Raw genomic sequence first — 22,097 nt, forward strand, 5'->3', positions numbered from 1 at the left:
GATCTTTTCCTTGTTTAAATAAGGATTTTTTCTTCATAATAAGCTGTTATTTGTCCGGCATCGAGCCAAAGGAACAAATTATTTATGAGATTGGAAATAATTGAAGATGGCGGAGTGCCATTCGATGTTTCAATACATGAGGGCGACAAAAACTGTCCTGTAGTACTTTTTGCTGTTGGCTCTGGAGGTCAACCTGAGCGATACAGTACATTTTTGAAAGAATTAGTCGAATCTGATTTCACCGTCATTGCTCCTCATTTCGAGCGATTACTTTCGCCACACCCGAGAGAGGAAGAGTTGGCTTTGCGAGGAAGGCGTTTGTCTCTCGCACTCTCAGCGTTCAGTCAACCTGGCGCAAAAGTAGTTGGTGTAGGTCACTCAATTGGCGCCACTACTCTTTTCGCTCTAGCTGGGGCGCAAATGTGGTTGGGTCCTGGCCGGCAGGTCAATATTAGCCGGGAAAAGAGGTTGCTTCGCCTAGCCCTTTTGGCGCCACCTACTGGGTTCTTCCAAGCTCCGGGCGCACTTGATGCTCTAAAAGTGCCGATTTTAGTTTGGGTGGGCTCTGAAGATAACATTACCCCACCATCACAAAGTGAATGGTTGGCTCAAGCTATATCTAGTTCGCAAAAAGCAGATCTACGCATCACTAACGGCGCTGGTCATTTTTCGTTCATGGATTTAGCTCCGCCGAATACAGTAGAGCCACTAGATAATAAACTTGAATTTATTCAAGAGTATTCAAGTGAAGTTTCTAAATTCCTAGCAGGGTGAGCAATGCTATTCATGTTTGTCGTAATAAGGCAGGTGAAACAGATAACAATCGCGTCAATCAGGACGCTCGCAAGCTCGCGCCTATTACGCGGGCGTTAGTTTTTTTCGTACATGGATGATCGATTCAAATGTCAAAAATATATAAATACTTTTCAAATGATGTAATCGAACTAGTTTTCCAAAAAGAAGGTTTTTGCGGTGTAAAATGCTCTTTACCACAGGATTATAATGATCCGTATGAGCTTTTCCTTGGTATGGATTTGAACACTCCTGCGGATCAACTTGCTTTTTATAATGATATTATTTCTGATATTCCACAAAGTCCTACAACCTGTTTTTCTAAGTCTCCGATTGTTTCCCCTATGTGGGCGCATTATGCGAATAATCATACAGGGTTCGTATTAGAGTTTGATTTAGATAAGTTGCAAGAACACTTTAAAGGTAACCCAATCTGGGATGTTACTTATAGAGATGCACCAAGTGAACATCTTCAACCGATCCTCCAAAGAGCCGCTGTTTTAAAAAAACCACGTTACTCTTATGCCTTACAAGAATATATTTTTGTTGAATCATATTTTGCTAAATACGATGACTGGAAATACGAGCAAGAGTGTCGGTTTGTTGATTTAAAAAAGGTAACTGAGAAAGTAGCTGGAAACGATATTTTATACATTCCTTGTAGTTTGGTAACGGGCATTATTATAGGTTCAAAATACCCTAAGGAAAAGGTTGGCTTAGCTCAGGAAATAGCTGATGAAAATGAATTGACTTGGTATGAGTTAGTCATCGGTAAAAGCCACCCGAAACCATATATGAAAAATGAGTCTAAGGATATTTTCACATTCTCTGAAAACAATATTTTAATTGCACCCAATATTTGTGATAGTTGTGCAGAGCCACTAGTAGCAGAGAGCGATTTATGTCCTTGGTGTAGTATAACCGAAGCCCATGAGGATGACGCTGCTAGAAGTAACCCATTTAGAATGTTAAGTTCTATGGGGCAACTGGATAGTTACATGAAATCTATGGGAAAAATAGGAAAATAGTGTTGCTAAACAAAAACTAACAAGTCGTTTAAAAGGACAAAAAACAGTTGGCTTTTGCTCCTTCGTCGCTAATTTTAGCCAACAATTTTTTGCCTCTTAACGAGGCGTTAGTAGTATCAGCAAATATCCATTATCAATCAAAGGGAAGTGTCAATGAAAAACGATTCATCATCTAAATCTAATAATTATTTAATTGCATCTTTTATTATGTTTTTAGGTTTAATCTACAACGTTTTTGAACAAGACTTTATTGGCTCAGGAGTGTTTTTAATTTCTGCTATAGTGTTTTTATCCTTGAGTATAATCAAAAAACGTACAACAACGAAAGAAAGTTCAGTGGATTAAAATACTACTAATAAATAAAGGATAGGTTGCGCGCAGCCGCAACTTAATCCTGTTGTTGAACAAGCCCGGTGTTGGTGCGTACTCTTTATAAGTAAATAAATAAAACTAAGATGGGTTGTCTGTTGGCGGTGCCTCTAAGCGGTGATTTTCAGGCCAAGCGCAGCTACTATCACTAAACAGAGTTTGGTAATATAGTAACGCAACAATTTGTTTTTTCTTATATTTATTATCCTCACTTTGTGACTGTTTAGGGCGCAACAATTCCTTTTGCTTAGGCACTTCCTTGTTTTATATCGTATGACCCCTAATGACGCGATGACCTCGTCGCATTAGGTATAGCGTCATTTGAGTGGCACAATTAGGGCAACAAACGCCTTTTTTAGGTAATGTTTCACTGGGCGCTAACACCACGTTAAGCAGTAACTGTAACCGCTTTAACGTACGGTTAGCATTGCCATGTAAAAAACCATAATTGCGTGCTCGTCGAAAACCGCTAGGCAGCACATGTTGTAGCACTCGCCATAAAAAGGCCGTAGCGTGCTCGGTGATGGTTTTAAACTGTTTCGTTTTACTTTCTTTATATTGAAACGTCACTCGGTCATGCTTAATCGAGAGTAGGTTGTTTTCATTCACCACCCCACGATAGAGGTATCTAGCAAGGTAGGTTAACGCACTATCGCCTTTCCCTACGTGCTGACAATCAGCTACCCACGAACTAGAGGTTTTAGCCGGGAGATAATAACCAGACGCACACAGTAGCGCGATGAATTTTCCTCGAAACACCTTGGCTAAGTTATATCGGCTTTAAAAAGGTATTTCCCTGATTTTGTTTGCCACTGTTTTCTCGATTTATCTAACCCGCCTGCGGGTACCACAAGATGAATGTGAGGGTGAAACTCAAGTCGTGCATATTCTCATGCATCGCGATCACCTAATACCATCTAAGCCGATCACTTAATACTATCCATCGCGATCACTCAATACCATCGATGCAGATCACTTTTTGGTCAAAATGGTATTGAGTGATCGGCTTGAATGGTATCGTTCAATTTATACTCATTTTTGTCTATCCAGTAGGTGTTTCTAACCGTTATTCTTTTCATTTTTGATGATGAGAATAACCATGCCAACGGCACCTATTTCAATGCGTAAACTTAAAGAGATTTTAAGACTAAAATACGACTGTAAACTCAGTCATCGAAAGATAGCAAACAGCTTATCTATTTCACCTTCAATTGTTTCTAAATATGCCTGTAAATCAGCAGAGTTAGGTATCACTTGCTGGCCGCTTGATGAAAAATGGGATGATCATTCTCTGCAACGAGCATTCTTCAAAACAAAGCCCCGACTAAAAGGCTTTAGTATTCCTGACTGGTTGTTAGTTCAGCAGGAGCTGCGACCCAAAACCATGACGCTATTGCTGCTTTGGCAAGAATACAAAGAGCGACACGAGGAAGGATTTTACAGTTACACCCACTTCTGCCGACAGTACAAGGCATGGCTTAAATGTCAAAAACCGTCCATGCGACAAAACCATAAAGCAGGTGAAAAACTGTTTGTTGATTACTGCGGCCCAACTATGAATATTGTTGATGCTAGTACAGGTGAATACCGTACAGCTCAAGTGTTTGTCGCAGTTATGGGCGCATCTAATTATACGTATGCGGAGGCAACGTATAGCCAAAAGCTAGAAGATTGGGTGATGAGTCATGCTCGCTGTTTTGAGTTTCTTGGTGGTGTGCCAGAGCTGGTAATCCCTGACAACTTAAAAAGTGCGGTAACTAAACCTTGTCGATATGAGCCTGATTTAAATCCAACCTACCAACAATTGGCGACACATTATGATACGGTCATTGTGCCTGCTAGACCTTATAAGCCCAAGGATAAAGCCAAAGCAGAAGTGGGTGTGCAAATTGTCGAACGCTGGATAATGGCACGGCTTCGCAATGAAAGCTTCTTTAGCTTGCGCCAATTAAACCTAAAGATACAAAAACTGCTTGTCGACTTAAACCAGCGGAAAATGAAGAAGCACCCTGGTTCAAGGCTCAGTCAGTTTGAATCCATTGATAAACCTGCTCTCAAACCACTACCCACACAGGCTTACAGTTACACCTTAGTCAAACAAGTAAGCGTGCATATTGATTATCATGTCGAAGTTGAAAAACACTACTACTCAGTACCTCATACCTTGATCAAACAAAAGCTTGAAGCCCATGCCACAGGTCAACTGGTGACACTTTTACCATCAGGGTGTTCAAGTAGCCGTTCACCCAAGATCACACCGAGAAGGTGCACACACCACGCTTGATCTACATATGCCAATAGCTCATCAAAAGCAGCAGCAATGGTCACCACAACGGTTCGAACGTTGGGCAGCTAAGTTCGGTGGTTCAACGGAGCAGTTTGTTATGCAATTGATGCAAGCTAAAAAGCATCCAGAGCAAAGCTACCGTGCTTGTATGGGGTTATTAAGCCTAGGTAAGAAGTTTACTGACCAACGTCTTGAAGCAGCCTGTCATCGCGCATTAGCCACAGGTGTTACTCGCGTAAAACAAGTAAAAAACATTTTAGAAAAGGGCTTGGATAAGCAACCCTTGCCACAAGCTCAAGGTGATTTACTACAAGATATTGATCATAAAAATATCCGCGGCAACAACTATTACCATTAATCAAAACTAACAAACCAAAGGAAATCTTATGCAAAATATCAATCAACAAGTCAATAACCAGTTAAGTAACTTAAAGCTAAGCGGTATACGTGATGCACTATTGCAGCAATATGAGCAACCCAATCTCTACGTTGAACAAAGCTTCGAAGAGCGACTAAGCTTATTGCTTGACTATGAAATAACTCAGCGTGATCAGCGTAAAATTGACCGCCTAACTCGACAAGCAAAGTTCAGAGTTGGCGGTACGCTTGCTCAACTCAACTATGGCGCAGCACGACAACTAGATAAAACTCAGATCCGTTCATTAGCACAAGGTGAATGGCTACGCCTTCACCAAAACATTTTGATCACGGGAGCAACGGGGTGTGGCAAAACTTACCTCGCTTGTGCTCTTGGTCAAAACCACTGCCAACAAGGGAGTAGCGTTTATTATTTTAGGCTTAAAGAGCTATTAGAAAAGATGTTCTTAGCGCAAGCCGATGGTAGTTATCGAAAACTGATCAACAAGCTTAGCTCTGCCAATTTACTGATCCTAGATGATTGGGGATTAGAGCCATTAACAGCTCAACAACGCAGTGATTTACTGGAATTAATTGATGCGAGATATGACACAAAATCGACCTTAATTGCCAGCCAATTACCGATAGAAAATTGGTATGAAATGATCGGAGAATCGACACATGCTGATGCGATCCTAGATCGGCTTGTTCACGGAGCAATAAAGTTGGAATTAAAAGGCGAATCGATGCGAAAAAAACTAAATTCCTTGACTGATGGCGATCACTCAAGTTAGATTTTACTAAGGTCTACTGGCAGACAAAAAAGTGATCGGCTTGAATAGTATTGACCGATCGGCTTCATGATATTACGCAAGTCGCCTGGAGTGCGTGTGCAACACCGCAATCAGACCATTATTTTCCCCAAGCTGTTTATCTCGTTTAAAAAAAGCGTCTAGGGTTTGTTTAGCGGCAGTGAACATCGCTTGATAAGCCCACTTTTGGTGAGTCCAAATAAAATGACGACATTGATAAGGTAACGTGAACGTTACTAAATAATAATCTACAGGCAACAATTTTTGTTGTTGCAACGTTAACCAATCACTATTGCTCTTATGTTGGCAAGCCGGACAGTGTCGATGGCCACATGAAGGATGAAAGGTGCTGTTGGTTTGACAATCATCACAATGATACAACATTGCCCCTGCTTGTGGGGTATGGCACGCCATGATTTTTGTGAGTGCCTGATGGTGTACTCCTTTCATTTGTTTCGCGTATTTTTGGGTAAATTCATCTTGATACTGTCTGGCTATCTGGGCGAGTTCAATCATCACGCTGCTCCCGCCAAGTAATGTTAAGCGAGTCAACGATATCATTGAGCATAAGTGTACTGTTTTGCGCGACTTCCTCTGTCATGCGGGTATAAAGCGCGGTTGTTTTGGGGCAAGCGTGACCTAGAAAAACTTGAATAGAGCGCAAACTCGCGCCACGCTCAAGCATATGGGTGGCAATAGAGTGTCTCAGCGTATGCACGTGAACATTTTTAGTTATGCCACAGGCGTTAGCGACAAGTTTAATGGTTTTTTGTATACCGCCTTTGTCCATGACCAGCGTTTTGTCTTGTCGAATATGTGGTGGCTTCCCCCAGGAAACAACAAACTGGGATGACGGTGTGTTTTCCAATAATGACGTAATGCCAACAAGGTTGCTTGTGGCAAAGGAACGAAACGGTCTTTTTTTGTTTTTGGTATAACGTAAATGCACTTGCATTAAATGACGATCAATATCAGCAATCGTTAAATTTAAGGTTTCAGATAAGCGTAACCCTAAACTATAAGTGGTTAAGTAATACACTTGGTATCGTAATTGACGCGTGGTATTAATAATTGCAGCGACTTCAGATAAGGATAAAACATCCTGAAGTGCTTGAACTTTAGGGGGGCTTAACAATATCAACCCATTGCCAAGGGCGCTGTAGCACATGTGTGTATAAAAACTGAATAGCACAACGGGTGATTTTAACGTGACTCCATGATTTATTCTCAACGAGGTACAGGAAGTAAGTTTTCAGCGCTTCAACCGTCAAGTCGTCTGGGCAGGTATCAAAGAAAGTGGCTGTTTGCCTAATGCATCGACTGTAACAGTCAATAGTTTTGTCACTTTTTCCTTGTAAGGTCAGTTCGTTAAGGTAAGATTGAACCAATAAATTGAAACGAGCTTGCTCGGTGATATTCATAAGGTACTCCTCAAGACTGCCGACATTGACAGTTAAGGTAAGTACAGATTACTTTTGTTTTTTCTGCCGCAAAGCGGCTTCGTTCAACAAGAAAATAAACAAGGACTTAAAACAGTTTGTTGTTTTTCGTTCCTCAAAATTTTAACAAACCATTTTAAGCCTGTTATTTGGGCGTTAGGGCTCTAGGAGTATTTAATTGAGTATTGCAATATCTGAAATCGAATTAGAAGGAAATGCATTCGAAAAAAATGCAGTAATGCTAATGCCCGTCAGCTTTAAGGCAGAAGATAATAATAAATATTCATCTACAGCTATTTCATTTTGGAAATATGCAAAAAATGAACTGGATCTGCAGTTATTTTCTGAACCAGAAGTGCTTGTTGAACAGCGTTCAGGAGAGTGGTTTGGACCAATGATCTTACTTTCTTCTGCAGTAGTCTCTGGTAATAGTGAATTAATATCAGTATTTTGTGGTGTCGTATCAAACTATTTAACAGACTTCTTTAAAGGAAGTTCTGAAAGTCCACAAATCAAACTTAAAGTGCTGTATAAGGAAACTAAGTCGACAAAAACAACTGAAATTTCATATGAAGGTGATATTAATGGACTTGATAAGTTGGAATCATCAATACTAGAAGTAGTAAAAAGAGATAAATCGTGACTGACAAAATGTCCTTTGAAAAAATAAGTCAAAACTTTCGAGATTTCGTTGATTCATGTGGAAAGCTTAATTTTTTTACTCGTTCTAAAGAGCTACAAAGTCAAAAAGTTCAAGAATGTGAAGAATTTATTCTTCAAATAAAATCTTATAAGTCCCAAGCTGTTCATTTTGACAGTGAGCCTATGGCAAATGAATTCTTTCATATGCAATGTGTAGTTAATGCACTTAAATCGGTCTTGAATATGTGGTTGGCTTTAAAGGATGAGAGTTATCAAAAATCTTGGTCATTTTTAATTGATGCGCAAGAATATACATGTATTGGTTTAAAGGTAAAAGAATATGAAGGAATCCTCAATTTTCAACAACAATTAATTGATATTGAGAGTGCGGTTTTCCCTAGTTGGGCACTTTATAACAGCTCAGGAGCTACTGAATCTATTGGTAAGTGCTCAATTTGCACTGAAGATTTTTTAAATTGTGAACATATTGAGAATGAAATTTATTTTGGTTCTCTTTGCCAGAGGTTTGATCGAAAAATATTAGAAGTTGATCATGTAGCAGTAGTCGAAACTCCAAGAGACAAAAGATGCATTATTACTAAAACATCTGATGATGACGGGAATATGATCGATTATTTCACTCTACTAAAAACAGGTGAAAATAAAAGTAAAGAAGAAGGTGTGATCGGGCATATGGAAGGTGTTGTATTCGCAATACCTTCGCTTGACGTAAGCTAGCCCTAACAAGTTGCTCAAAAGGACAAAAAACAGTTTGCTGTTTTCGTTCCTCAACATTTTAGCAAACTATTTTTTGCCTCTTAGCAAGGCGTTAGAGAGCTAAAAGTGTTTAATCATATTTTGGGTGCAAAATAGCGCAATGAAATTACCTAAACTAAAAAGTAAGTTTTCTATAATAGAAGGTATTTGCGTTTTCGCTGTTTTAATTGGAGTCAATTATCTTTGGGAAGTTATTTCCAGCAGAGAGTTTACTTATAAAAATATATTCATAAGTGAAACCGCAAACCCTTTTGCATTTTGGCTAATGGTTGCCTTTATGTCATTCGTTACAATTTTTGCCTTGTACGGAGCTTTATTCATGGAATTTGATAAGCGTAATTATAAATAGCTCTCTAATAAATAAAGGATAGGTTGCGCGCAGCCGCAACTTAATCCTGTTGTTGAACAAGCCCGGTGTTGGTGCGTACTCTTTATAAGTAAATAAATAAAACTAAGATGGGTTGTCTGTTGGCGGTGCCTTTAAGCGGTGATTTTCAGGCCAAGCGCAGCTACTATCACTAAACAGAGTTTGGTAATATAGTAACGCAACAATTTGTTTTTTCTTATATTTATTATCCTCACTTTGTGACTGTTTAGGGCGCAACAATTCCTTTTGCTTAGGCACTTCCTTGTTTTATATCGTATGACCCCTAATGACGCGATGACCTCGTCGCATTCGGTATAGCGTCATTTGAGTGGCACAATTAGGGCAACAAACGCCTTTTTTAGGTAATGTTTCACTGGGCGCTAACACCACGTTAAGCAGTAACTGTAACCGCTTTAACGTACGGTTAGCATTGCCATGTAAAAAACCATAATTGCGTGCTCGTCGAAAACCGCTAGGCAGCACATGTTGTAGTACTCGCCATAAAAAGGCCGTAGCGTGCTCGGTGATGGTTTTAAACTGTTTCGTTTTACTTTCTTTATATTGAAACGTCACTCGGTCATGCTTAATCGAGAGTAGGTTGTTTTCATTCACCACCCCACGATAGAGGTATCTAGCAAGGTAGGTTAACGCACTATCGCCTTTCCCTACGTGCTGACAATCAGCTACCCACGAACTAGAGATTTTAGCCGGGAGATAATAACCAGACGCACACAGTAGCGCGATGAATTTTCCTCGAAACACCTTGGCTAAGTTATCGGCTTTAAAAAGGTATTTCCCTGATTTTGTTTGCCACTGTTTTCTCGATTTATCTAACCCGCCAGAAGGCGCAACAATATGAATATGAGGGTGAAACTCAAGTCGTCGAGAGTGAGTGTGCAACACCGCAATGAGGCCATTATTTTCCCCAAGCTGTTTATCTCGTTTAAAAAGAAGGCGCAACAATATGAATATGAGGGTGAAACTCAAGTCGTCGAGAGTGAGTGTGCAACACCGCAATGAGGCCATTATTTTCCCCAAGCTGTTTATCTCGTTTAAAAAAAGCGTCTAGGGTTTGTTTAGCGGCAGTGAACATCGCTTGATAAGCCCACTTTTGGTGAGTCCAAATAAAATGACGACATTGATAAGGTAACGTGAACGTTACTAAATAATAATCTACAGGCAACAATTTTTGTTGTTGCAACGTTAACCAATCACTATTGCTCTTATGTTGGCAAGCCGGACAGTGTCGATGGCCACATGAAGGATGAAAGGTGCTGTTGGTTTGACAATCATCACAATGATACAACATTGCCCCTGCTTGTGGGGTATGGCACGCCATGATTTTTGTGAGTGCCTGATGGTGTACTCCTTTCATTTGTTTCGCGTATTTTTGGGTAAATTCATCTTGATACTGTCTGGCTATCTGGGCGAGTTCAATCATCACGCTGCTCCCGCCAAGTAATGTTAAGCGAGTCAACGATATCATTGAGCATAAGTGTACTGTTTTGCGCGACTTCCTCTGTCATGCGGGTATAAAGCGCGGTTGTTTTGGGGCAAGCGTGACCTAGAAAAACTTGAATAGAGCGCAAACTCGCGCCACGCTCAAGCATATGGGTGGCAATAGAGTGTCTCAGCGTATGCACGTGAACATTTTTAGTTATGCCACAGGCGTTAGCGACAAGTTTAATGGTTTTTTGTATACCGCCTTTGTCCATGACCAGCGTTTTGTCTTGTCGACTATGTGGTGGCTTCCCCCAGGAAACAACAAACTGGGATGACGGTGTGTTTTCCAATAATGACGTAATGCCAACAAGGTTGCTTGTGGAAAAGGAACGAAACAGTCTTTTTGTTTTTGGTATAACGTAAATGCACTTGCATTAAATGACGATCAATATCAGCAATCGTTAAATTTAAGGTTTCAGATAAGCGCAAGCCTAAACTATAAGTGGTTAAGTAATACACTTGGTATCGTAATTGACGCGTGGTATTAATAATTGCAGCGACTTCAGATAAGGATAAAACATCCTGAAGTGCTTGAACTTTAGGGGGCTTAACAATATCAACCCATTGCCAAGGGCGCTGTAGCACATGTGTGTATAAAAACTGAATAGCACAACGGGTGATTTTAACGTGACTCCATGATTTATTCTCAACGAGGTACAGGAAGTAAGTTTTCAGCGCTTCAACCGTCAAGTCGTCTGGGCAGGTATCAAAGAAAGTGGCTGTTTGCCTAATGCATCGACTGTAACAGTCAATAGTTTTGTCACTTTTTCCTTGTAAGGTCAGTTCGTTAAGGTAAGATTGAACCAATAAATTGAAACGAGCTTGCTCGATGATATTCATAAGGTACTCCTCAAGACTGCCGATATTGACAGTTAAGGTAAGTACAGATTACTTTTGTTTTTTCTGCCGCAAAGCGGCTTCGTTCAATAAATTAAACAAGGACAAAAAACAGTTGGTTTTTGCTCCTTCGTCGCATATTTTAACCAACTATTTCTTGCCTGTTAATTGGGCTATGTGCCGTAGTGGTAGCGCAGTTGAGCAATTAGAATTGTATCATCTTGCTGTTTGTATACGATGCGATGCTCATCATTAATTCGACGAGACCAATAGCCTGATAACCCGTGCTTTAATGGCTCAGGTTTTCCAATGCCCTCATTTGGCGTTCTTTGGATATCTTTAATGAGCAAATTGACGCGTTTAAGTATTTTTTTGTCAGTAGTTTGCCAGTATAGATATTGTTCCCAGGCCTTAGTTGAAAAAGTGAGTTTCACTCGATAAGCTCTCTTTGAGTGCCATTGCCAGCTTCAAGTTCGGCAATAGAATCAAGTAAGCTTCTAGCGTTAGCTGGAGATCTGAGTAAATATGTAGTTTCTTGCATTGAGTTATAGTCTTCTAGAGACATCATCACAACAGGAGCTTCACTTTTACGAGTTATAATAACTGGCGCATGATCATTACAAACATTCGCCATTGTGTTTGCTAAATTTGCTCTAGCTGCTGTGTAGCTTATTGCATCCATATTGGACTCCAAATTGTTCATGTACGTTTATTTGTACAGTATAACGTGGTGGCACATAATAAATAAAGGATAGGTTGCGCGCAGCCGCAACTTAATCCTGTTGTTGAACAAGCCCGGTGTTGGTGCGTACTCTTTATAAGTAAATAAATAAAACTAAGATGGGTTGTCTGTTGGCGGTGCCTCTAAGCGGTGATTTTCAGGCCAAGCGCAGCTACTATCACTAAACAGAGTTTGGTAATATAGTAACGCAACAATTTGTTTTTTCTTATATTTATTATCCTCACTTTGTGACTGTTTAGGGCGCAACAATTCCTTTTGCTTAGGCACTTCCTTGTTTTATATCGTATGACCCATAATGACGCGATGACCTCGTCGCATTAGGTATAGCGTCATTTGAGTGGCACAATTAGGGCAACAAACGCCTTTGTAGGTAATGTTTCACTGGGCGCTAACACCACGTTAAGCAGTAACTGTAACCGCTTTAACGTACGGTTAGCATTGCCATGTAAAAAACCATAATTGCGTGCTCGTCGAAAACCGCTAGGCAGTACATGTTGTAGTACTCGCCATAAAAAGGCCGTAGCGTGCTCGGTGATGGTTTTAAACTGTTTCGTTTTACTTTCTTTATATTGAAACGTCACTCGGTCATGCTTAATCGAGAGTAGGTTGTTTTCATTCACCACCCCACGATAGAGGTATCTAGCAAGGTAGGTTAACGCACTATCGCCTTTCCCTACGTGCTGACAATCAGCTACCCACGAACTAGAGGTTTTAGCCGGGAGATAATAACCAGACGCACACAGTAGCGCGATGAATTTTCCTCGAAACACCTTGGCTAAGTTATCGGCTTTAAAAAGGTATTTCCCTGATTTTGTTTGCCACTGTTTTCTCGATTTATCTAACCCGCCTGCGGGTACCACAAGATGAATGTGAGGGTGAAACTCAAGTCGCCTGGAGTGCGTGTGCAACACCGCAATGAGGCCATTATTTTCCCCAAGCTGTTTATCTCGTTTAAAAAAAAAGCGTCTAGGGTTTGTTTAGCGGCAGTGAACATCGCTTGATAAGCCCACTTTTGGTGAGTCCAAATAAAATGACGACATTGATAGGGTAACGTGAACGTTACTAAATAATAATCTACAGGCAACAATTTTTGTTGTTGCAACGTTAACCAATCACTATTGCTCTTATGTTGGCAAGCCGGACAGTGTCGATGGCCACATGAAGGATGAAAGGTGCTGTTGGTTTGACAATCATCACAATGATACAACATTGCCCCTGCTTGTGGGGTATGGCACGCCATGATTTTTGTGAGTGCCTGATGGTGTACTCCTTTCATTTGTTTCGCGTATTTTTGGGTAAATTCATCTTGATACTGTCTGGCTATCTGGGCGAGTTCAATCATCACGCTGCTCCCGCCAAGTAATGTTAAGCGAGTCAACGATATCATTGAGCATAAGTGTACTGTTTTGCGCGACTTCCTCTGTCATGCGGGTATAAAGCGCGGTTGTTTTGGGGCAAGCGTGACCTAGAAAAACTTGAATAGAGCGCAAACTCGCGCCACGCTCAAGCATATGGGTGGCAATAGAGTGTCTCAGCGTATGCACGTGAACATTTTTAGTTATGCCACAGGCGTTAGCGACAAGTTTAATGGTTTTTTGTATACCGCCTTTGTCCATGACCAGCGTTTTGTCTTGTCGAATATGTGGTGGCTTCCCCCCAGGAAACAACAAACTGGGATGACGGTGTGTTTTCCAATAATGACGTAATGCCAACAAGGTTGCTTGTGGCAAAGGAACGAAACGGTCTTTTTTGTTTTTGGTATAACGTAAATGCACTTGCATTAAATGACGATCAATATCAGCAATCGTTAAATTTAAGGTTTCAGATAAGCGCAACCCTAAACTATAAGTGGTTAAGTAATACACTTGGTATCGTAATTGACGCGTGGTATTAATAATTGCAGCGACTTCAGATAAGGATAAAACATCCTGAAGTGCTTGAACTTTAGGGGGGCTTAACAATATCAACCCATTGCCAAGGGCGCTGTAGCACGTGTGTGTATAAAAACTGAATAGCACAACGGGTGATTTTAACGTGACTCCATGATTTATTCTCAACGAGGTACAGGAAGTAAGTTTTCAGCGCTTCAACCGTCAAGTCGTCTGGGCAGGTATCAAAGAAAGTGGCTGTTTGCCTAATACATCGACTGTAACAGTCAATAGTTTTGTCACTTTTTCCTTGTAAGGTCAGTTCGTTAAGGTAAGATTGAACCAATAAATTGAAACGAGCTTGCTCGGTGATATTCATAAGGTACTCCTCAAGACTGCCGACATTGACAGTTAAGGTAAGTACAGATTACTTTTGTTTTTTCTGCCGCAAAGCGGCTTCGTTCAACAATCCAATTAATCCGACCTCAACTCGCTTCGCTCTTTTCGCCGGTTTATTGGGGTATGACTCCCCACGTCAAGTTAAATACACTGATCCGTGTTCATTAATTTCAGAACCTTTTCTATTCACTTTTAAATTAAGTGAGTTAACGCATAGAATGAAGCAAGTAATTTCGTCGGTTATCATGCTGATATTCGTGGATTACCAACCTATTGGTTAACAGCGCCTACCTTACTCATTTCGTCGTGACACCTGTCTTCAGTCTATGTTCGTGGTTCAATAGCCGTTAGGCTATTGCCATCCTAACGCCGTCGGTGGTTGTGCCACACCCGATGCTTGATCCCATGCGCTAACTCAAAACTTGTGTTTAAAAAAATATTCATGCTGGCATTCTCAACATACGCAGTTTCACATCAACTTTAGGTAGTACCACCTCGCGATGTTTGCCTTTGTGCATGAGTCGGTTGTATCGTCGGCATAATCTCAACTGTGCCTGCCATGCCATATCGACGATTTCCTTACTTAATTTTATTTAAAATGTCCTAGTTAAGACTCCTGCAAAATGAATGCATGAGAAAATCGCCTAAATCGACGGGCCGACAAGTACAGTTCTTAACAGAGAAAGTGCAAAACATCAGTCACAGCGACAAAATGAAGATAAAAATAGACAGTTCGATTGGTCGACGGCAATACAGTAAAGGTTAGGTGCAATAGAACCAGTATTTGGCAATATTACCGTCAATAAAGGCATGAATAAATTCACCTTGCGCGGAAAAGATAACGTGAACACCCAATGGCAAATGTATTGCCTTGTTCATAACATTGAAAAGTTAAGAAGTCGCCTGCATTAGGGCCTAAAACTCTAACATCACACCACTAAAATGACCTCAAAACTACATTATCGCTCCAATACTCGCCAGTGTTGAATGCTCAACGATAGAAAAATTAAAATCGGCAAAAACGTAAACGTTTTTGATTGTTAAAAGAAAATAATCCAGTTAGAGCATTTTCATTATTTAATTTTAATAAAAACGAGTAATTCTACAGGCTCGTTATAACTCAAGTTCAAAGTCTTGTACTTGCATTTAGTTTTATCTATACTTTGTACCATAGGACGTACAACTAAAGGTATTATTCATGACTAGACTTCATTTTGATCAAGATATTCAACCACTTTCTGATTTTAGAGCTGGTGCAGCGTCATTTATTCGTCAAATTAACGAAACAAGAAGACCAATTGTGATAACACAAAGAGGAAAAGGTGTGGCTGTAGTTGTCGATGTGGCAGAATATGAGTCAATGCAGGAAAAAATTGAATTACTTGAAGAAGTACAAAAAGCTGAAGCTCAACTTTCTGCTGGATTAGGTATTTCTAATTCTGATGCTCGCGCACAAATTTTAAAGAGTATTAATCCTTGAAAGTAGTTTGGTCACCTTTAGCGTTAGAAAAACTAGAAGTGTCTGCTAAGTTTATTGCGCTTGATAAACCATCGGCTGCAGACAAATGGGTTAATGATGTTTTTGATCGCACTGACTTACTCGGTTCTCAACCTGAATTAGGCCGAGAAGTGCCAGAGTTGTCAGGTTCAAATTATCGTGAAGTGATATTTGGTAGTTATCGTATTATCTATAAAGTTGAAAATGAAGTTAAAATACTAACTTTACGTAATAGTCGTCAGTTGCTTAGTTTGGATGATATTGAGTTATAAGAACTTCAAACGGAAAAAATACAGTTGGCTATTTTCACTCTGTTCAATATTTTAGCCAACTTTATTTTTCCACTTAAGTTGGCGTTGAGGCTGTAGAATTTCTCCAAAAATGACGTTTTCACATCTTTTTTATATTTGACGGAATTGCTTGTTTTTTAACCTTGAACTGAGTTTTAGTCTGTGATCTAATAGATATTATTCACCGACAGCAAAATATCATGGCGAACTATAAACCTGATTTATCTTGTCAAAGTAAGTTCATTCCCATCGATTTTTCACAACAAATAATGCCCGGCACCTTTGAGTATGCGCTTGCGCATATTGTTGATAACCATCTTGATTTATCAGGCTTTGAACAGTGGTATCAAAACGATAAAGGCGGCGCAGCCGCCTATTCTCCGTCCGTGATGCTAAAAACAATTCTCTTTGGTTATTCTCGTGGGTTTATCAATAGTCGCCGCATTGCCAACGCTTGTGAAACCAACATTACCTTTATGAGTTTATCGGGAGATATTCAGCCACATTACACCTGTATTGCTGCATTCGTTGCGCGGATGAAAGAGCAAATTGAGCCACTATTTACCCAAGTATTACTGATATGTGATAAAGAAGGCCTCATTGGTCGCCATATGTTTGCTATCGATGGTTGCAAAATAAAATCAAATGCCAGTAAGGAATACAGCGGCACGTTTGAAGAGCTAAAGCGTAAGGAAACGAAATTACGTAAGGCCAGCCAACGTATATTGGCGAGGCATCAAGTACAAGATGGCTTAAGTGATGATGAAGTCAGTCATGACTTAAAGCAAAAAGCGAAACTTGATAATAGCGCCAGTAAAATCAGCGAGTTCTTAGCCACTCACCAAGAAAAAACAGGCAGCACAGGCAAGCCTGTTAAAAGTAACGTTACCGATAATGACAGTGCCAAAATGACCACCAGTAAAGGCACTATTCATTTAATTTTAATAAAAACGAGTAATTCTACAGGCTCGGTAGTTGCCTTTATTCTGGTGGGAAATTCTGCTTTTGGTGTAAAACTCGCATTATTTTAATCGTATCACCATCGACCCAATAAGAAACAATCATTGATATTTCTGGAATGATTAGCACTCTTCCACGAAAAATATCTCTTTTAACACCCATTAGTGGGTGTTCTAGTAAGTTTTCAACTTTAGCTTCAATAGTTTGATCAGTTTTGTCTGCTGCATTTGGGTTAAAATCAAAAAGAAATTCAAATATTTTTTCACGATCATTTAGTGATTCTTCTTCCCAAAAGATCATGATTTGTCTCTATTACGGATTTTCTGTTTTCTTGCTTCCATTAATGTTTTTGCTTCATCATGTACAATAAAATCAGCTTTTCCATTATCAAACTTGTCAAATGCTGCATTTATTTGTTCCGATAACCATGCATCATGGCTCATCGTTTTTCTCTGTTCTTCTGCTAAACCTTCTGCGAGTTCTCGGCATGCGTCGCTAAGAGTGCGACCTTGGCTTTCGGCCATTAGTTGCGCCAAACGTTTTGTTTCTTCATCAACTCTAAATTGAATGCGAGTGTCCATTATAAGTTACCTTAAACTAGTGTTGTACTCACAAATGTTAGCACTACGATTAATCCAAGGCAACTATAAGGTGCTTAAACGGAAAAATTACAGTTGGCTGCGCTCGTACCTCGCACATTATAGCCAACTGCATTTTTCCGCTTAGCTAAGCGTTGGTATACGCATATGAGAATAACGGAAATAGAGGAAATAGCGGACATATATGGACGCTTCCTTGATGTCAACCCAAGTGAATACGAAAACATAACAAAACGGGCTTATGTTTTTGATTACTGAGCATTACTCTTTTCATACTTTTGTTCATGATGACAGGCGCTTTCGCTTGCTTAAAGCAAACTGTACTGACATATATTCGAGCTATGGTTTGTTATCCATGCTCCAGATAAGTTGCGAACTAGAAATACCTTAAAACATTGTTCACCCAAACGTGATAGATACACTTGTCCTCTCACAGGCTTTGTTCTAGTTGGCTAGTGCCTTTTTTTCATCTTATCAACAACAGTCTTGAAAAGTTTTCTGGATAAATTAAGTCCCCTCTAGCAGCCTAAACACCCACACAGACTCATGGCCTTTGTCCTGCACAGGCTTACTAGAGGGTAAAACGGGTCGTCAATCATGTGATTACCTTAACCGGTTGAGGCGTGTAATGGCATTGCTTTTGTAACAATGTCCACATGATGCGTGCTAACTTGTGCGCAGTGGCAACCGCGGTACAATTGAACGGTTTTCGTGCACTTAACTGGGTTATCCACACACTCAATGCATCGTGTTTCTTTCTGGCATGAACGATGATGGCACGCGCACCATGGATAAGCTGTTTACGCAGGTATTGGTCTCCACGTTTACTGATGCCGCCCATCACGCTTTTATTGCCTGAGGCAAATTGTTTGGGTGTAATGCCTAGCCAAACAGCAAAGTCGCGTGCACTGGTGAAGGCTTGTCCACTGCCTATAGAGGCAATAAAGGCAGAAGCATTGAGGTAACCAATGCCAGGGATACTCAATAGTATTTGCCCTAATGAATTGGCTTCAATGTCAGTTTTTAATTGTTTTTCAATCGCTTTAATACGTAGGTTTAAGGTTTTGAATTCTTGATAAACATCGTTAACTAGCCACTGAACTGATACCGATAACGTGGTATCAAGTGATAATGCTTGCATACTTTCATTAAAAGCAGGTATGCCTAACGGGAAAACAAGGCCAATGTCAGCTAATAAACCACGTAGTTGATTAGTGACCGCTGTACGTGTTTTAAGTAACCTTTCTCGCAAGCGATGTAGCATTAACGTTTCTTGCTGAGTTTGGGTTTTGATGGGGACAAACCGAATGAAAGGTCGCCTACTTGCTTCGAATATGGCCAGTGTATCGTTACTGTCATTCTTGTTTCCTCGCACAAAAGGTGTCACGTGTTGCGCAGGAATTAAGTGCACAGTGTGACCGATGGATTCAAACAACCGGCCCCAATAATGAGAAGAATAACAGGCCTCCATCACAACACGACATGGGGGTTGCATTTGCATAAAATGCTTCAGTTGAGCGCGGTTCAAGCGCTTATTAAAAACGCCTTTATTAGCCTCAGTAAACCCCATGAGTTGAAAAACGTTTTTTGCTAAATCAATTGATATTGTGCTAACTTTCATGACGGACGTTCCTTAAATTAACTGATTGTTTTTAACCAGTTTGGCGCATTGACGCCGTAATTGGGAGCGTCCATCACATCACCCACTCAAAAATATCAATAACAAATAAATAATATTTGGTGCATTTTTACGCTACTTGCTTTGGTTTATCATTGTCGCAGTGGCGACGACACCCAAAGGGAGGCTGACGCCGACCTCGCTCTGGACTCCCTCGGCGCTGCTGAAAAATGTACTCTTCACAAAATAATAATGTATCGAGCTAACGCTCAGAACGCACATCCATGTGCTACTTCGCTTTGATGGCATCCTGCCAACAATAGCTGAACATTAATATTTTATTCAGCATTTTTCCAAAGCAGATTGGGGTGATCGCTAATCTTTCGTAATTCTATTATTAGCTTTACTTGCTGTACCATTTTAACGATCGCTAAATTCCCACCTCAGCGTTGAAATATTAATTTTTAACAGCAGTTAATCGATGACAGCCATGGCCGTTCTCAGGCATCCATGCCTTCACGGCATTAGTGCATCCCTGCACGTCGATGGCTGGAACTGACGTCGCGCAGGGACGAGCATTCGTCAGGTATCGATAACTGCAAAAATTACTATTTCAGTTTTAGCTGAGCAGTGCACAGTGAGGGATGCAAGGGGGGAGATCTGTGCCCGTACCCTAAACATAAGCCCCCTTGCGTGTAGTCGACCCCGACGCCAAGCAAATAATCAAACTCTAAGCGACGGTTAAGGCCAAACTAAAAAATTGTGATGGGTGGGAGAAACCATAAGTCTGTTAATCGTTAGAAAACTTGGTACAATGCTATTTTTTGATTTTAGGTAGCCAATGAATAAAGGTAATGAGCCGCTACACGGCGTGAAACTTGAACAAATTCTAACTGAACTTGAGAAGGAAGTTGGTTGGGATAAGATGGGTGAGTTACTGAATATTCGTTGTTTCCTCAATAAACCGCGCCTTAAATCAAGTTTGAAATTTCTTCGTACAACCCCTTGGGCACGCAGTAGAGTTGAAATTTTGTACCTGAAAACCTTTTGTAGTAAAGATAAAGGCACAGGGAGTGCAATCAGAGGGATACTTGCTCAAAAAACAGCAGTAGCAGAAAAGACCTCCAGCAAGCCTGCTCCCTTTGTTTGGCCAACGTAGCAAGATAAATAAACGTGATAAAATAATAATGTATCGAGCTAACGCTCGGGTAGCACTGCGCTCCTTGCCATCCATGGCATTCATAGCATTGCGCTTTACCGTTCATCCATGAACCTTAATATTTTAATCAGTATTCTCCCAAAGCAGATTAGAGTGATCATGGTTGCTTTCGAACAAATAACAAGATACCACTTTATTGGTAAGACACGGATGAATAATTTTTTTATTGTTATTTATGGTTAATGATTTATATGTTGTTTAACGTAAAAAACGCAGTATTAAACTGCGTTTTTCTGTATGGATACAAGCCTGATTTTACCGTGCAGGAAACTTTAACTAAGCGCTTAGCCGGTTAATTCTTGGTGGTGTATTTGCTCATTTAATACCACGACTTCTGCGCGTTTGAAAAAGTTAAAGTCGGTAGCTGTCGCTAGCGTATAAGCACCCATCATACGGCTAATAATTAAATCGCCATTGTTAAGTTTAGGTAGCATGATCGATTCGCTAATTACATCAATACTGTCGCATGTTGGGCCTGCAAGTACGGATTCAAAACGCGTAAAATCTTGTTTTGCACTGTCGATTGGGTATGCCGCTTCATCAAACATTAAACCGCTGAACGAGCCGTAAATACCGTCATCTAAGTAGTACCATGTTTTACCTTCACGCACAGCTTGACCCATAATAGACGCCACACTGGTTACACAACTTGCCACAATAAATCGACCCGGCTCAGCAAGTATTTGCATGGTTTCTGGTAATTGAGCAAGGGCGAGGTTAATTGGCGTGCAAAACACATCAATTGGTAATACGTCAGTGCTGTAAGGCACCGGAAAACCACCACCGATATCTAATGTGCTCAATGCAGGTAAACCGAGTTCATTTACTTGTAAAATTATTTTTGCACAGGCATTTATTGCCTCTACGTATTTAGTTGGGTTTGGCGATTGCGAGCCAACATGAAACGATAAGCCTTTGATTCTAATACCTAGCTGTTGTGCGTAGGTCATGATTTCAATGGCCATTTCAGGGCTACAACCAAACTTTTTAGATAAATCAGCAAATGCATCTTTATTGCGGAAACTTAAACGTACTAAAATTTCAGCTTGATCTTTGTAAGCAATAAATTTTTCTAGTTCGTTGATGTTATCCACCACAAATACAGTACAACCATAAGCTAGTGCATCACGGATATCGCTATCGCGTTTAATAGGGTGCGTGTGAATGGTACGCTCACTTGGTACGCCTTCACGGGCAACTAAATCAATTTCGCCGCTGGTGGCAAGATCAAAGCTTGCGCCTTCTGCTAATAATGTGCGAACAACCGCGGCTAATGGCAGAGGTTTTAAGGCAAAGTGTAGGGTTACGTTTGGTAGTGCATTTTTAAGTGCGTGGTATTGGCGACGAATAGCTTCGCAGTCAAGCACCATTAAAGGCGCACCGTATTGTGCTGCTAGTTGTTCAATTTCTTGATTGCTTGGTTGCGTATAAGCAAAGCATTCGCTTTGGTTAGCTGCAGCCGCAACTGCAGGTACTTTGATGTGGAAATCTTTTAATTGCGTAGATAAAGCCATGGTATTCTCCGAGTAAAAGAACGTCGTTATTACGTTCTCAGTAACCGCTCGGATAAGGGGTATCTACGAGTCAGTTAAGTGATATCAATAGTGCTTATGCACAGTCAAATTCACTCTTGGATAGTTGCTCATTGCCTTGCTACAAACTAAATTTGTAATGTACTCGGATTGGCTATCATC

Annotated in this window: 31 protein-coding genes and 3 pseudogenes; 14 read left to right on the forward strand and 20 right to left on the reverse strand. The window is 40.4% G+C overall.

Features of this window, described 5'->3' with window-relative positions:
• Nucleotides 1-84: 84 nt before the first annotated feature.
• From FGD67_RS18295 to FGD67_RS18305, 3 genes are all read left to right on the forward strand, one after another.
• Nucleotides 85-774, forward strand: coding sequence for an alpha/beta hydrolase (locus FGD67_RS18295; RefSeq protein ID WP_257172482.1), 690 nt, complete (start codon nucleotides 85-87; stop codon nucleotides 772-774).
• 128 nt (nucleotides 775-902) lie between these two features.
• Complete coding sequence (locus FGD67_RS18300) at nucleotides 903-1,820, forward strand: DUF2971 domain-containing protein (protein WP_257172483.1); 918 nt, start codon at nucleotides 903-905, stop codon at nucleotides 1,818-1,820.
• A 153-nt stretch (nucleotides 1,821-1,973) separates the two neighbouring features.
• Entirely contained in the window at nucleotides 1,974-2,165 is a 192-nt protein-coding gene (locus FGD67_RS18305) for a hypothetical protein (protein ID WP_182677904.1), read from the forward strand.
• A gap of 288 nt (nucleotides 2,166-2,453) precedes the next feature.
• On the opposite strand, the gene FGD67_RS18310 is transcribed toward FGD67_RS18305, so the two are convergent.
• Nucleotides 2,454-2,948 (reverse strand): transposase, encoded by a 495-nt coding sequence (locus tag FGD67_RS18310; RefSeq protein WP_257172484.1) that lies wholly within the window; start codon nucleotides 2,946-2,948, stop codon nucleotides 2,454-2,456.
• Nucleotides 2,949-2,953: 5 nt separating this feature from the next.
• A pseudogene (locus tag FGD67_RS21945) lies at nucleotides 2,954-3,058 on the reverse strand (transposase); the annotation flags it as partial.
• 230 nt (nucleotides 3,059-3,288) lie between these two features.
• Between FGD67_RS21945 and istA the strand changes: the two are divergent.
• Together istA and istB are read left to right on the forward strand one after the other, a co-directional pair.
• Nucleotides 3,289-4,834, forward strand: a pseudogene (istA, locus tag FGD67_RS18315) (IS21 family transposase).
• 28 nt (nucleotides 4,835-4,862) lie between these two features.
• A complete protein-coding gene (gene istB, locus FGD67_RS18320) occupies nucleotides 4,863-5,627 on the forward strand; it encodes an IS21-like element ISShfr5 family helper ATPase IstB (protein WP_257172485.1) in 765 nt (254 codons plus the stop codon).
• Between the two features lie 72 nt (nucleotides 5,628-5,699).
• On the opposite strand, the gene FGD67_RS18325 is transcribed toward istB, so the two are convergent.
• Genes FGD67_RS18325 through FGD67_RS18335 form a run of 3 tightly spaced genes read right to left on the reverse strand, consistent with a single transcriptional unit; the run spans nucleotide 5,700 to nucleotide 7,066 of the window.
• Nucleotides 5,700-6,161, reverse strand: coding sequence for a transposase zinc-binding domain-containing protein (locus FGD67_RS18325; RefSeq protein WP_373567797.1), 462 nt, complete (start codon nucleotides 6,159-6,161; stop codon nucleotides 5,700-5,702).
• Nucleotides 6,154-6,780: a tyrosine-type recombinase/integrase gene (locus FGD67_RS18330; RefSeq protein WP_257172486.1), complete on the reverse strand. Its 627-nt coding sequence runs from the start codon at nucleotides 6,778-6,780 to the stop codon at nucleotides 6,154-6,156. Before FGD67_RS18330 ends, FGD67_RS18325 begins: the two co-directional genes overlap by 8 nt.
• Nucleotides 6,764-7,066, reverse strand: a complete 303-nt coding sequence (locus FGD67_RS18335; protein ID WP_257171974.1) for a site-specific integrase — start codon at nucleotides 7,064-7,066, stop codon at nucleotides 6,764-6,766. Before FGD67_RS18335 ends, FGD67_RS18330 begins: the two co-directional genes overlap by 17 nt.
• 196 nt (nucleotides 7,067-7,262) lie before the next feature.
• On the opposite strand from FGD67_RS18335, the gene FGD67_RS18340 reads away from it, so the two are divergent.
• The 3 genes from FGD67_RS18340 to FGD67_RS18350 all read left to right on the forward strand — a co-directional run bounded on the left by FGD67_RS18340 (nucleotide 7,263) and on the right by FGD67_RS18350 (nucleotide 8,852).
• Nucleotides 7,263-7,727, forward strand: coding sequence for a hypothetical protein (locus FGD67_RS18340; protein WP_257172487.1), 465 nt, complete (start codon nucleotides 7,263-7,265; stop codon nucleotides 7,725-7,727).
• Nucleotides 7,724-8,464, forward strand: coding sequence for a hypothetical protein (locus FGD67_RS18345; protein WP_257172488.1), 741 nt, complete (start codon nucleotides 7,724-7,726; stop codon nucleotides 8,462-8,464). Before FGD67_RS18340 ends, FGD67_RS18345 begins: the two co-directional genes overlap by 4 nt.
• A gap of 139 nt (nucleotides 8,465-8,603) precedes the next feature.
• On the forward strand, nucleotides 8,604-8,852 hold the full coding sequence (locus FGD67_RS18350) for a hypothetical protein (protein ID WP_257172489.1): 249 nt from the start codon (nucleotides 8,604-8,606) through the stop codon (nucleotides 8,850-8,852).
• Nucleotides 8,853-9,137: 285 nt separating this feature from the next.
• On the opposite strand, the gene FGD67_RS18355 is transcribed toward FGD67_RS18350, so the two are convergent.
• The 11 genes and pseudogenes from FGD67_RS18355 to FGD67_RS18405 all read right to left on the reverse strand — a co-directional run.
• Nucleotides 9,138-9,773: a transposase gene (locus FGD67_RS18355; protein ID WP_257172490.1), complete on the reverse strand. Its 636-nt coding sequence runs from the start codon at nucleotides 9,771-9,773 to the stop codon at nucleotides 9,138-9,140.
• A gap of 40 nt (nucleotides 9,774-9,813) precedes the next feature.
• Nucleotides 9,814-10,311: a transposase zinc-binding domain-containing protein gene (locus FGD67_RS18360; RefSeq protein ID WP_257172491.1), complete on the reverse strand. Its 498-nt coding sequence runs from the start codon at nucleotides 10,309-10,311 to the stop codon at nucleotides 9,814-9,816.
• Nucleotides 10,304-10,663: a tyrosine-type recombinase/integrase gene (locus FGD67_RS18365; protein WP_257172492.1), complete on the reverse strand. Its 360-nt coding sequence runs from the start codon at nucleotides 10,661-10,663 to the stop codon at nucleotides 10,304-10,306. Before FGD67_RS18365 ends, FGD67_RS18360 begins: the two co-directional genes overlap by 8 nt.
• Nucleotides 10,608-11,213 carry a site-specific integrase gene (locus FGD67_RS18370; protein WP_257172493.1) on the reverse strand — a complete coding sequence of 202 codons (606 nt, stop codon included), beginning with the start codon at nucleotides 11,211-11,213 and terminating at the stop codon, nucleotides 10,608-10,610. Before FGD67_RS18370 ends, FGD67_RS18365 begins: the two co-directional genes overlap by 56 nt.
• 170 nt (nucleotides 11,214-11,383) lie before the next feature.
• Nucleotides 11,384-11,644 carry a Txe/YoeB family addiction module toxin gene (locus FGD67_RS18375; protein ID WP_257172494.1) on the reverse strand — a complete coding sequence of 87 codons (261 nt, stop codon included), beginning with the start codon at nucleotides 11,642-11,644 and terminating at the stop codon, nucleotides 11,384-11,386.
• The gene (locus FGD67_RS18380; protein WP_257172495.1) at nucleotides 11,641-11,892 is read right to left on the reverse strand and encodes a type II toxin-antitoxin system Phd/YefM family antitoxin; all 252 of its coding nucleotides are present in this window, start codon (nucleotides 11,890-11,892) and stop codon (nucleotides 11,641-11,643) included. The genes FGD67_RS18375 and FGD67_RS18380 overlap by 4 nt, the downstream gene beginning before the upstream one ends.
• 389 nt (nucleotides 11,893-12,281) lie before the next feature.
• Nucleotides 12,282-12,863, reverse strand: coding sequence for a transposase (locus FGD67_RS18385; RefSeq protein WP_257172496.1), 582 nt, complete (start codon nucleotides 12,861-12,863; stop codon nucleotides 12,282-12,284).
• Complete coding sequence (locus FGD67_RS18390) at nucleotides 12,791-13,294, reverse strand: transposase zinc-binding domain-containing protein (RefSeq protein ID WP_257172497.1); 504 nt, start codon at nucleotides 13,292-13,294, stop codon at nucleotides 12,791-12,793. The genes FGD67_RS18385 and FGD67_RS18390 overlap by 73 nt, the downstream gene beginning before the upstream one ends.
• Nucleotides 13,287-13,913: a tyrosine-type recombinase/integrase gene (locus FGD67_RS18395; protein WP_257172498.1), complete on the reverse strand. Its 627-nt coding sequence runs from the start codon at nucleotides 13,911-13,913 to the stop codon at nucleotides 13,287-13,289. The genes FGD67_RS18390 and FGD67_RS18395 overlap by 8 nt, the downstream gene beginning before the upstream one ends.
• On the reverse strand, nucleotides 13,897-14,199 hold the full coding sequence (locus tag FGD67_RS18400; RefSeq protein WP_257171974.1) for a site-specific integrase: 303 nt from the start codon (nucleotides 14,197-14,199) through the stop codon (nucleotides 13,897-13,899). The genes FGD67_RS18395 and FGD67_RS18400 overlap by 17 nt, the downstream gene beginning before the upstream one ends.
• A gap of 460 nt (nucleotides 14,200-14,659) precedes the next feature.
• Nucleotides 14,660-14,806: pseudogene (locus tag FGD67_RS18405) on the reverse strand (IS110 family transposase); the annotation flags it as partial.
• Nucleotides 14,807-14,850: 44 nt separating this feature from the next.
• Here FGD67_RS18405 and FGD67_RS18410 point away from each other — a divergent pair.
• The 5 genes from FGD67_RS18410 (at nucleotide 14,851) to FGD67_RS18430 (ending at nucleotide 17,038) form a co-directional block, all read left to right on the forward strand.
• Nucleotides 14,851-14,985, forward strand: coding sequence for a hypothetical protein (locus FGD67_RS18410; protein WP_257172499.1), 135 nt, complete (start codon nucleotides 14,851-14,853; stop codon nucleotides 14,983-14,985).
• Between the two features lie 44 nt (nucleotides 14,986-15,029).
• On the forward strand, nucleotides 15,030-15,131 hold the full coding sequence (locus FGD67_RS18415; protein WP_257172500.1) for a transposase: 102 nt from the start codon (nucleotides 15,030-15,032) through the stop codon (nucleotides 15,129-15,131).
• Nucleotides 15,132-15,417: 286 nt separating this feature from the next.
• Nucleotides 15,418-15,699: a type II toxin-antitoxin system Phd/YefM family antitoxin gene (locus FGD67_RS18420; RefSeq protein ID WP_257172501.1), complete on the forward strand. Its 282-nt coding sequence runs from the start codon at nucleotides 15,418-15,420 to the stop codon at nucleotides 15,697-15,699.
• Nucleotides 15,696-15,989: a type II toxin-antitoxin system RelE/ParE family toxin gene (locus FGD67_RS18425; protein WP_257172502.1), complete on the forward strand. Its 294-nt coding sequence runs from the start codon at nucleotides 15,696-15,698 to the stop codon at nucleotides 15,987-15,989. Before FGD67_RS18420 ends, FGD67_RS18425 begins: the two co-directional genes overlap by 4 nt.
• Nucleotides 15,990-16,207: 218 nt before the next feature.
• Nucleotides 16,208-17,038 carry a transposase gene (locus FGD67_RS18430; RefSeq protein WP_257172503.1) on the forward strand — a complete coding sequence of 277 codons (831 nt, stop codon included), beginning with the start codon at nucleotides 16,208-16,210 and terminating at the stop codon, nucleotides 17,036-17,038.
• Here the strand turns inward: FGD67_RS18430 and FGD67_RS18435 are convergent.
• From FGD67_RS18435 to FGD67_RS18445, 3 genes are all read right to left on the reverse strand, one after another.
• The gene (locus FGD67_RS18435; RefSeq protein ID WP_257172504.1) at nucleotides 16,989-17,267 is read right to left on the reverse strand and encodes a type II toxin-antitoxin system RelE/ParE family toxin; all 279 of its coding nucleotides are present in this window, start codon (nucleotides 17,265-17,267) and stop codon (nucleotides 16,989-16,991) included. The genes FGD67_RS18430 and FGD67_RS18435 overlap by 50 nt on opposite strands.
• Nucleotides 17,264-17,548, reverse strand: coding sequence for a damage-inducible protein J (locus tag FGD67_RS18440; protein ID WP_257172505.1), 285 nt, complete (start codon nucleotides 17,546-17,548; stop codon nucleotides 17,264-17,266). Before FGD67_RS18440 ends, FGD67_RS18435 begins: the two co-directional genes overlap by 4 nt.
• Before the next feature lie 613 nt (nucleotides 17,549-18,161).
• Nucleotides 18,162-19,187, reverse strand: a complete 1,026-nt coding sequence (locus FGD67_RS18445; RefSeq protein ID WP_257171489.1) for an IS110 family transposase — start codon at nucleotides 19,185-19,187, stop codon at nucleotides 18,162-18,164.
• An 838-nt stretch (nucleotides 19,188-20,025) separates the two neighbouring features.
• Here FGD67_RS18445 and FGD67_RS18450 point away from each other — a divergent pair.
• Nucleotides 20,026-20,343 (forward strand): VF530 family protein, encoded by a 318-nt coding sequence (locus tag FGD67_RS18450; protein ID WP_257172506.1) that lies wholly within the window; start codon nucleotides 20,026-20,028, stop codon nucleotides 20,341-20,343.
• Between the two features lie 344 nt (nucleotides 20,344-20,687).
• Here FGD67_RS18450 and FGD67_RS18455 read toward each other — a convergent pair whose 3' ends face one another.
• Nucleotides 20,688-21,917, reverse strand: a complete 1,230-nt coding sequence (locus tag FGD67_RS18455; protein ID WP_257172507.1) for a type III PLP-dependent enzyme — start codon at nucleotides 21,915-21,917, stop codon at nucleotides 20,688-20,690.
• Nucleotides 21,918-22,097: the final 180 nt, after the last annotated feature.

It is taken from the genome of Colwellia sp. M166, assembly GCF_024585285.1.
In the GTDB taxonomy this organism is placed as follows: Bacteria; Pseudomonadota; Gammaproteobacteria; order Enterobacterales; family Alteromonadaceae; genus Cognaticolwellia.